At 74.1% G+C, this 9,878-nt stretch carries 7 protein-coding genes; 1 reads left to right on the forward strand and 6 read right to left on the reverse strand.

Annotation, left to right across the window (positions count from 1 at the left end):
- Positions 1 to 361 precede the first annotated feature (361 nt).
- On the forward strand, positions 362 to 1,579 hold the full coding sequence (locus HFV08_RS11525) for an FAD-dependent monooxygenase (protein WP_168538457.1): 1,218 nt from the start codon (positions 362 to 364) through the stop codon (positions 1,577 to 1,579).
- 102 nt (positions 1,580 to 1,681) lie between these two features.
- Here HFV08_RS11525 and HFV08_RS11530 read toward each other — a convergent pair whose 3' ends face one another.
- From HFV08_RS11530 to HFV08_RS11555, 6 genes are read right to left on the reverse strand one after another with little or no spacing between them, the layout of a single operon-like run.
- A complete protein-coding gene (locus HFV08_RS11530) occupies positions 1,682 to 2,383 on the reverse strand; it encodes an ABC transporter ATP-binding protein (RefSeq protein WP_168538462.1) in 702 nt (233 codons plus the stop codon).
- Complete coding sequence (locus HFV08_RS11535) at positions 2,383 to 3,237, reverse strand: ABC transporter ATP-binding protein (protein ID WP_168538464.1); 855 nt, start codon at positions 3,235 to 3,237, stop codon at positions 2,383 to 2,385. Before HFV08_RS11535 ends, HFV08_RS11530 begins: the two co-directional genes overlap by 1 nt.
- Positions 3,234 to 5,231, reverse strand: a complete 1,998-nt coding sequence (locus tag HFV08_RS11540) for an ABC transporter permease (protein WP_168538466.1) — start codon at positions 5,229 to 5,231, stop codon at positions 3,234 to 3,236. Before HFV08_RS11540 ends, HFV08_RS11535 begins: the two co-directional genes overlap by 4 nt.
- Before the next feature lies 1 nt (position 5,232).
- On the reverse strand, positions 5,233 to 6,438 hold the full coding sequence (locus tag HFV08_RS11545) for an ABC transporter substrate-binding protein (RefSeq protein WP_168538468.1): 1,206 nt from the start codon (positions 6,436 to 6,438) through the stop codon (positions 5,233 to 5,235).
- Positions 6,439 to 6,496: 58 nt separating this feature from the next.
- Positions 6,497 to 6,910: a roadblock/LC7 domain-containing protein gene (locus tag HFV08_RS11550; RefSeq protein ID WP_040250723.1), complete on the reverse strand. Its 414-nt coding sequence runs from the start codon at positions 6,908 to 6,910 to the stop codon at positions 6,497 to 6,499.
- A 12-nt stretch (positions 6,911 to 6,922) separates the two neighbouring features.
- Positions 6,923 to 9,556, reverse strand: coding sequence for a sensor histidine kinase (locus tag HFV08_RS11555; protein WP_312885524.1), 2,634 nt, complete (start codon positions 9,554 to 9,556; stop codon positions 6,923 to 6,925).
- Positions 9,557 to 9,878 lie beyond the last annotated feature (322 nt).

A 9,878-nucleotide genomic window follows, 5' to 3' on the forward strand; every position in this document is an offset into this window, starting at 1 on the left:
CCAACTACCCCCGCCCGCTGGCCAGTTGAAGAAAGGTCAGCAGAACCTCGGCAACATCTGAATGGATGTCACCCGAGCGGGCACCCTCCTCGATGAAGGGCCCCTCAAGCCGGACGTCCAGGCCGCCTCCCCCGTCGGCCTGGACGTCCTTTCTTTCTCCGCCGCCCCCTTCTCTTCCCTTCCTTCCTCCTCTCGGCCGGCCGTCCGTGCCCGCGGGCCCGGGCGCCCCGTCCACGGGGCGCTCTCCCGGCGGACGTTAGGATCGCCGCGGCGGGCCGCCCGGCGTCGACCGCGGGTACCGCCCGGCACAGACCGCGCGGGAGACGCCCGTGGGCGGGGACGCATACAGGAGGACGCGGGCATGCCCGGTGGCGTAGCGGTGATCGGTGGGTCAATAGCCGGATGTGCGGCGGCACTTGCCGCCGTCCGGGGCGGAGCCGAGAAGGTCACCGTCTTCGAGCGGGCCGCCGGGGAGCTGCGGGTCCGCGGGACCGGTATCGGCATGCACAAGGACCGCTTCACCGAACTCGCCGCCGCGGGCTACGTGGACGAGGACATGCCCTGGGCGCCGATGAACCGCCGGCTGTGGACGGTCGCCGACGGCTCCCGCCGGGGCGGCCGCGCCATCGCCGTACAGCCCTTCCCCTTCCGCGCCTACGCCTGGGGCACGCTGTGGAGCGCGCTGCGGGAGCGGGTGCCCGCGGGGACCGACTACCGCCCGGACGCGGTCGTCCGGGGCGTCGAGCAGGACGCGGACGGGGTGACCGTACGCCTCGGGGACGGCGGCAGCGAGCGCTTCGACGCCGTGATCGGCGCGGACGGCTACCGCTCCGTGGTGCGCGAGGCCATGTTCGACGACGTGAAGCCGCACTACGCCGGGTACGTCGGCTGGCGCGGCACCTCGCCCGACACCGGCCCCTGCCCCGAGTTCCAGCAGGACGACTGCCATGTGGCCGTCTTCCCCGGCGGTCACTGCATGCTCTACCGCATCACGGTGCCCGGCGGCGGCACCCGCCTCAACTGGGTGCTCTACACCGTGCCGCCCGAAGTCCCGGGCTTCAGCGGTGACTTGACCTCCGCCACCTCGCTGCCGCCCGGCCGCCTCAGCGCCGATCTGACGACCGCCCTGCGCACCCTCGTCAGCACCCATATGCCGCCCTACTGGGCCGAGCAGATCCTCGCGGCACCCCCCGAGACCACCTTCATCCAGCCGATCTACGACCTGGAGGTGCCGCGGTACGCCTCCGGACGGCTGCTGCTCGCCGGGGACGCGGCGACCATCGCCCGGCCGCACACCGGCGGCGGCAGCGTGAAGGCCCTCCAGGACGCCTACGCCCTGGAGCAGGCCTGGCGGGCGGGCGGCTCCTGGGCGGAGATCACCGCCGCCTACGACGAGGGCCGCACCGCGCTCGGCGCCCAACTGGTCGCCCTCGGCCGCCGCCTCGGCCACGCCCAGGTGGAGCACACCCCCGACTGGGCGGCCATGCAGGAGGCCGACCTGGACGCCTGGTGGGCCGCCCAGAACGGCGGCAGCGCGGCCGGCAGCGGCTTCGGCGGGACGGCGCTGCGGCGCGGCTAGCGTCTTTCGTACGTGCGGGCGGGGACCCCCGCGTACGAGACGGGCAGGACCCCGCGTACGAGACGGGCAAGGCCCGGCTGCCCGGCCGGGACCGCCCCCGGCTCAGACCCCGCCGGCCGTGAGGTCCAGGGCCGCGTGCAGGGCGCTCGGATCGGCGCGGACCGTGCTGCCGGTGAAGTGGTGGGTGGCGCGTCCTGAGGTCAGTACGGTCACCTCGTCGGCGCAGGCGGCGGCGAGGGCGGGGCTCGGCGAGACGAGCAGCACGGTCAGCCCCTCGGCGGCCAGCGAGGCGATCAACTCATGGACCATACGGGCGAGTTGGGGCGCCAGGCCTTCGGTGGGCTCGTCGAGCAGGAGCAGCCGGGGGGAGCCGAGCAGGGCGCGGGCCAGGGCGAGCATCTGCTGTTCGCCGCCGGAGAGGTCGCTGCCCCGGTGGCCGCGGCGTTCGCCGAGGCGGGGCAGCAGTTCGAGCACCCGGGACACCGTCCAGCTGCCGCCGCGGTCGGCGAGGAGCAGGTGCTCGGCGACGGTGAGCGAGGCGAAGACCCGGCGGCCCTGCGGTACGAGGCCGACCCCGGCGCGGGCCGTCCGGTGCGGCGGGCGCCCGGTGAGGTCGGCCCCGGCGAGGCGTACCGTCCCGGCGGCGGGGCGCAGCAGCCCCGCCACGGTGTGCACCAGGGTGGTCTTGCCCGCGCCGTTGTGCCCGACGACGGCGTGCACGGTGCCCTCGGGGACGTCCAGGTCGAGTCCGTGCAGCACGGTGCCGCCGCCGTATCCCGCGCTCACGGCGGTGAGTTGGAGCATCAGGGCGTCTCCTCGGCGGGCACGGACTCCAGGTAGGCCTCGCGGACCTCGGGGTGGGCGAGGGCCTCCCGGGTGGGCGCGGTGATCAGGGCGCGCCCGGCGGCGAGCACAGTCACCGTACGGGCGAAGCGGGCGACGACCTCGCTGTGGTGCTCCACGAGGATCACGGCGGTGTCCGTGTCGAGCCGGGCGAGGACGTCGAGCAGCCGGGCGATGTCGGTGTCGGTGAGCCCGGCGGCGGGTTCGTCGAGCAGCAGCAGCCGGGGGGTGCCGGAGAGCGCGGCGGCGAGGTCGAGCAGGCGGCGCTGCCCGTGCGAGAGGGCGCCCGCCGGGCGGTGGGCGACCGGGGCGAGGCCGACCTCGTCGAGGCGCCGCAGGGCCCGCTCGGTGAGCTGCCGGTGGCGCCGGGGGCTGCGCCAGAGCCCGCGGCCGGTTCCGTGGTGCCGCCAGGAGGCCAGCACGATGTTGTCCAGGGCGCTCAACTCGGCGACCGCGGTGGGCTGTTGGAAGCTGCGGGCGATGCCGAGGCGGTTGCGCCGCCCGGGGCCGAGGCGGGCGATGTCGGTGCCGTCGAGGCGCAGGGTGCCGCTGTCGGGCCGGTCGGTGCCGGCGATGAGGTTGAGCAGGGTGGTCTTGCCCGCCCCGTTGGGCCCGATGACGGCGTGCCGGGCGCCCGGCGGCAGGCTGAGGCTCACTCCGTCGACGGCGGTGAGACTGCCGAACCGGCGGCGGACGTCGGTGAGTTGGAGGACCGGCTCGGCACGTCCCGTGCCGAGGGCCTTGCCCGGGGCCGGGGCGCGTCCGGCGCCTTCGCCGCCGGCCGTCCCGGCCGCCGCGTCCTCGTACCGGCTCATGTCGCGCTCCTCTCCGCCGGCCGGGGCGCCGCCGTCTTCGCCGGCGCCGGTGGGCGGCCGGGCTCCGGCCTCGGCAGCAGTCCGGCGAGTCCGCGGGGCAGCAGGTAGACGGCGGCGACGAAGAGCGCGCCGAGCAGCAGCGGGGCGTGGCCGGGCCAGGCTCCGGCGAGCCAGTCCCGGGTGAAGACGATGAGGCCGGCGCCGAGCAGGGCGCCGAGGACCGAGCGGGTGCCGCCGATGACCGCGGCGAGCAGGGCGAGGGCGGCGGTCTCGAAGCCGACGTCGGCCGGGGAGATGTAGCTCTGCACGGTCACCATCAGGGAGCCGCCGACCCCGGCGAGCGCCCCGGCGCCGAGGTGCGCGACGAGCAGGTACCGGCCCACCGGGTGCCCGGAGGCGCGCAGCCGGGACTCGGCGGCGCGGCTGCCGGTGAGCAGTTTCCCGGCGGGCGAGTGGAGCACCAGCAGGGTCAGGGCGAGGGCGACCGCGGCGACGGTGAGGGCGTAGCCGTAGAGCTGGCGCTCGTCGAGGAGTTCGGGGGTGCCGGGCAGCCAGCGCAGGGCGGGGAAGCCGACCAGTCCGTCGGTGCCGCCGGTGAGCCAGCCCATCCGGTCGATGGCGGTGACCGTCAACTCGCCCACGGCCAGGGTGATCATGAGCACCGTGGTGCCCCGGGCGCGGATGATCGCGGGCCCGGTGACGAGCGAGAACAGGGCGGCGGCCAGGGCCGCGAGCAGGACCAGGAGCGGTCCGGTGGTCCAGCCCTCCTCGGCGAGCAGCGCGGTGGCGTAGCCGCCGACCGCGAAGGGGGCGGCCTGGCCGAGGGTGGGCAGGCCCGCGTAGCCGGTGACGACGGTGACGCTGACCGCGAGCAGTCCGAGGGCGAGGGCGTAGCCGACCAGGGAGAGCGAGTAGGCGTCCAGGACCGAGGGCAGGGCGGCGAGCACCGCGAGCAGGAGCAGGAAGGGGGCCGCCGATCCGGCGGGGCCGCGCAGCCGGGCGGGCAGCCGGGAGGTGAGGGGGCCGGTCAGGCGGGCGGTCAACTCGGCGGTGCCGGTGGTGACTTGGGCACGTACCGCGGCGAGGGCGCGCGCGGGGCGGCTGGGGGCGCCGTCCTGGTGGGCGGCGGTCTCCGGCTCGGCGGCGAGTCCGGAGCGCAGGACGAGGACGGCGGCCATCGCGGCGAAGAGCAGATAGGGCGCCCAGTCGGGCATCAGGGAGACGCCGAGGGTCTGCACCTCGCCGACCAGGAGCGCCGCGGCGAGGGTGGCCCACAGCGAGCGCAGCCCGCCGAGCACCACGATGACCAGGGAGAGCATCAGGACGGTGTCGGCGGTGTCCGGTCCCGGGCCGATGATGGGGGCGCCGAGGGCCCCGGCCGCCCCGGCGAGGGCGCCCGAGGCGGCGAGTACGCCGGTGTGCACGGCGCGCGGGCTGATGCCGGTCGCGGCGAGCATCTGCGGGTCGTCGGCGGCGGCGCGGACCGCGGCGCCGGCCCGGGTGCGGGTGAGCACCCAGGTACCGGCGGCCGCGAGGAGCAGGGCCATGCCGATGAAGCAGAGGCGGTAGGCCGGGTAGCGGTGCCCGAGGAGGGTGACCGTGGAGTCGAGCACCCCGGGCACCGGCACCGGCATCTCGTCCTCGCCGAAGAACTCGACAAGGAGGTTGCCGCCCGCCAGTGCCAGGCCGAAGGTGAGCAGGGCCTGGGCGAGGTGCCCGCGCCGGGCGAGCGGGGCGGTGGCGGCGGAGAGCAGGACGCCCGCGAGGCAGGCCACCGCGGTACCGGCGGCGAGCCCGAGCAGGAAACCGCCCCAGGTGCCGTCGCCGCACTCGGCGCCGGTGTAGGCGCCGAGTGCGTACAGCGTGCCGTGGGAGAGGTTGAGCACTCCGGCGGTGCCGAAGGCCAGGCTCAGTCCGGCGGCGACGACGAAGAGCAGCAGCCCGTAGGCCACTCCGTCGAGGGCCGGTACGAACTGGGCGTCCAGGAAGCCCATCTCAGCCGCCGAGGGTCGCCAGGTCCTGCACCATGACGTTGGCGAGCTGCTTGCCGTCCGGGCGGACCTGGCGCAGGTACCACTTCTGCACCGGCGAGTGGGTCTTCTTGTTGAACTCCCAGGCGCCGCGCGGGCTGTCGATCTGGCCGAGGCCTTCGATGGCCTTGTTGATGGACTCCGGGGTCACCTCGCCGCCGTCCTTCGCGGCGTCGGCGACCGCCTGGTCGAGCACGGCGGCGGCGTCGTAGGAGGCCATCGCGTAGGTGGTCGGCGGGGTCTCGTGCTTGGCGGTCCAGTCGGCGACGAACTTGCGGTTGGCGTCGCCGTCGAGGTCCTGCGCGTAGTTGAGCACCGAGTAGATGTCCTTGGCGGAGTCGCCCTGGGCGTTGAGCAGGCTGCCCTCGGTGAGGAAGCCCGCCGAGTACAGCGGCAGGTCCGCGATGTCGGACTTGGCGTACTGCTTCACGAAGTCGACGGCGGCCTTGCCCGCGTAGAAGCAGTAGACGGCCTTGGCGCCGGAGCGGGCGATCTCGGAGAAGTACGGGGTGAAGTTGGTGGTCTTCGGGAACGGCGTCCACTTGGTCTTGCCGCCCGGGTTGGCCAGCTTGCCGCCCTCCTCCTTGAAGGCGTCGGTGAAGCCGCGGAGTTCGTCGTAGCCGCCCTGGTAGTCGGGGCCGATGGCGTAGACCGGGCCGTCCACCTCCTTCTTGACGTGCCCGGCGATCGCCCGGCCCGGCTCGTCGGAGAAGAAGCTGGTGTCCCAGACCCGGGTGACGTCCTTGACCTCGGGCCGCGCGTTGGAGCCGATCAGCGGGATCTTGGACGAATTCACCAGCGGCAGAACGGCGTTGAAGGTGCCGCCGCTGACGATGCCGGTGAGCGCGTCGACCTTGTCCTTCTTGATCAGCTTGGTGGCCGCGGGCACCGCGGTGGGCGGGCCGTCGCCCTCGTCGGCAGCGACCAGCTCCGCCTTCTTGCCGCCGAGCTTGCCGCCGTGGGTGTCCAGGTACAGCTGGAAGCCGTCGCGCAGGTCGGTGCCGACCGCCTTGTACGTACCGGAGAGCGAGGCGAGCACCCCCACCTTCACCGTGTCGTCGTCGCCTCCGCTGTCGCTGCTGCATCCGGCGACGGCGGCGAGTGCGAGGACCAGCGCGGCGGCCCCGGTACGGGTTCTGCGGCTGCGCTTGGGACGGACGTGGCTTTGCATGGAGGCTCCGAATCGAGGACGGGGGATTGTCGAATACGGCAGAGGGGGTGACGGTCCGTCAGGAGGCGGGCCCGGTGTGGTGGTTGTGCAGGATCTCCGGGCTCAGCGTGTCGCCGACCTGGTTGATCAGCTCGGCCATCCGGTAGCTGACCTCGCCGATGTCGGCGTCCCGGGTGGTGGTCACCAGCAGCGAGGCGCCGCTGGAGACCGCCATCGAGAAGAGGTAGCCGCCTTCCATGGCGGTCAGGCTGTGCTCGACGGGGTCGGCGTTCATCACCTGCGCCGCCCCCGAGAGCAGGTTGACGATGCCGGACGCGATGGCGGCGAGCCGGTCCGCGTCGTCCCGCTCGACACCGAAGTAGGCGAGGGCGAGTCCGTCCACGGAGACGGCGATGGCCTGGGTCACTTCCGGCAGGCGACGCGCGAAGCCGCTCAGGATCCAGTTCAGATCTTCGGTGCTTGAGGTGGTCACGAACAGGCTCCGTTAGCTCTGGTCATCGGTTCTGTCCGCATCCGCGGGGCGGTTGCGGCGGCTGTTACTGCGGCTGATCCCTTGCGTGTAGGCGGCGAAGACGTCGGAGACCTGCCGGGAGTCCCGGCGGCGCGGCGCGGGCTTGGCGGGCCGTGCCGTACCGGGTCTGGCCGACGCGGGGCGGGGCTCCGTACCCTCCGCCCTCGCGGCGCCCGGCAGCGGGCGCTCGGTCATGCTGCCGCCCTTCTGCCGCACCGGCAGCCCGGACCGGCTGAAGCGGGCGGAGTTGTCGCCCCCGGTCTCCCGCTCGGCGGGACGGGCGGCCTCCTGCGGCCGTTCGCCGCCCGGCGGCCGCGGCGGTCCCCCACGCGGCGGGCCGACGGTGGCGGGGGTCCGCGCCCAGGAGGGCGCGGGCCGGGCCGGGCCCTCGGCGGGGTGACCCGGGTCCTCGGCGGAGCGCTCGTGGTCCCGCCCCGGGCGGTCCTGCTGCTCCTCGGGCCGCTTGTGGTCCCACGGCTCGCGGTCCTGGTCCTGACCCTGGCGGTCCGGCGCGGTGCGGGAGGCGGGCCGCTCGGTGCGGAAGGGGTCGCGGGCGGCGGGTGCCGGGCGGCGCGGCGCCCCGGCCGGGTCCTCGCCCGTCCGTACGGCCGGAGCCGCCGCCGGGTCCTCGGCCGTCGCGCGGATCGCGGGCCGGGGCGGGGCGGCGGGGCCGCTGCGCGGGCGCTCCTGGAAGACCTCGGGGGCGACCGGGGTGGTCTCCTCCGCGATCTCGGTGAGGATCTCGGTGGGCAGGGTGACCTCGGCGATGATGCCGGGGGCGCCGTCGCGCAGTTCGACGGCGATACCGTGCCGCCGCGCGAGCCGGGCCACCACGTGCAGACCCATCGCGCGCACGTCGCCGATGTCGGTACGGGTGGAGGCGAGCGCCGCGTTGCAGCGCGTGCGGCGCTCCGGCGGCATGCCGACGCCCTCGTCGACGACCTGGACCACGGCCCGGTCGTGCAGCCGCCACACCGCGACCCCGACATGGGTGCCGGGGGGCGAGAAGTTGGTGGCGTTGTCGAGGAGTTCGGCGAGGATGTGGGCGACGTCGTGCACCACCCGGGCGGCGACGCCGATGCCCTTCTCGACCACGCCGAGCCGCACCCGCCCGAACTGCTCGATCTGCTGGGCGGCCACCAGGATGACCGTGGAGCAGGGCACGTCGTCGGCGCGCACCCGGCCGTGTCCGTAACCGCCGAGCACCAGCAGGTTGTTGGTGTTGCGCTCCATGCGGATGGCGAGGTGGTCGAGCGCGAAGAGGGTCTGCATGCGCTCGGGGTCGGCCTCGTCGCGCTGGACGGTGTCGAGTTCGCGGACCATGACGCTGGTGAGCTGGGCGCCGCGGCGGGCGACGCCCACCAGGGTCTCGGCGAACTGCTCGTGGAAGCGGGCCTGTTCGGCGGCGAGCCGCACCGCCTCGAAGTGCACCGCGTTGAACGCCTTGCCGACCTCGCCGATCTCGTCCTTGGAGGTGGCCTCGACCGGGCGGCCCGAGTTCTGCGCGACCTCCTCGGGGCTGGCGCCGCGCAGCGCCCCCGGCTTGGACAGCTGGGCCACCACCTGGGGCAGCGTGGTGTGCGCGACCTCGTGGGCCGCGGTCCGCAGGTCCCGCAGGCGGCGGATCATGACCCGGCCGAGCCGGAAGGCGACGAAGACCGCGCCGAAGAGGGTGAGCAGCACGAGGACGGCCTCGGCGATCGCCCACCAGGCGAGTTCGGTACGGGTGTCGGTGACCGTGTCGTGGAGCGAGTCGTCGACCCGCTTCTCCACCCCGCGCAGCAGGTCGAGGCGGTCCGAGGTGGCCGCCAGCCAGTCGTCCGTGGAGACGTCGAGTTCCTTGCCCGGCTCGCTGCGCCCGATCTCGTCCTCAAGCCGCTGCGCCTGCTGGGACTTGGGCCCGGACAGGGCGCGCTCCAGCCAGGTGCGCCACTGCCGGGGGCCGAGGTCGAAGAGGACCGCGGTGGAGTCCGTGTAGCCGAGGCGGGTCGCGTCGAAGGTGCGCAGCGAGGCGGGGGTGAAGCCGCCGCCCGCCAAGGCGCGCTGCACGGTGACCTGTTGGCGGCCGATGTGCTCGGCGGCGCGGGACAGGGCGGCGGCGGCCCTGATCCGGTCGGCGATGCCGGCTTCGAGTCCGTCCGAGAGGGCGATGCCGTCGCGGTAGTCGATGAGGTTGGTGATGACGATGCGGTAGCCGAACGCCAGGGCGGACAGGGAGCTTTCACCCGAGCGCGCCTGGGCGCGCAGCGAGGGCAGCTCCTCCAGCGAGCCCTTGATCCGGTCGAGGGCGCCGCGCGCCTTGTCGGGCACCGAGGCCAGATCGCCGGAGAGGCCGCGGAAGTCGGCGAGTCCCCGGTCGGTGGACTGGGAGCTGGCGGAGAAGTCCTCGGCCTCGCCCTGACCGGCCACCAGCGCGGTCGCGGCGGCCCGCTCGCGCTGCAGGCGGTGCGTCAACTCGGCGGCGGACTGGGCGGCTTCGACCATCGTCGTCAGCCGATGGGCCTGCAACGCCTGGTTGGTCGCGGGTGCGAGGGCGAGCACGGAGAAGGTCAGTGCCACAAGCAGCGGCACCGCCACGAGAAGCACGAGGCGACGGTTGATCGTCACGAGGCACGCCCCTCACCGGAGGCTGATATCACGGACACGCTGAACGCCTAGCTGCGAAGGGGGTGTGGGGACACAGCACATAGGGGTGGTCGACCCCTGCGGTCTCGATCATTTTGCGCCGTCACACTTTGCAACAAGATGACCGAGAAAAACAAACTTGAGCATCAGTAATGTGCGGAATGCTCACTAACGAGCAGAATGAAACAGGGGCTCTCGGCCCCGAGACGACTCCTCCTGGCCCGCGCATCTCGTCAGCATCACGCCGCGGGGGCTCACCCGAGAACCCCCCGGGCACCCCGGTGCGCCCCCTAGGTCTCCGCGG

The organism is Streptomyces physcomitrii, assembly GCF_012273655.1.
Taxonomy (GTDB): domain Bacteria; phylum Actinomycetota; class Actinomycetes; order Streptomycetales; family Streptomycetaceae; genus Streptomyces; species Streptomyces physcomitrii.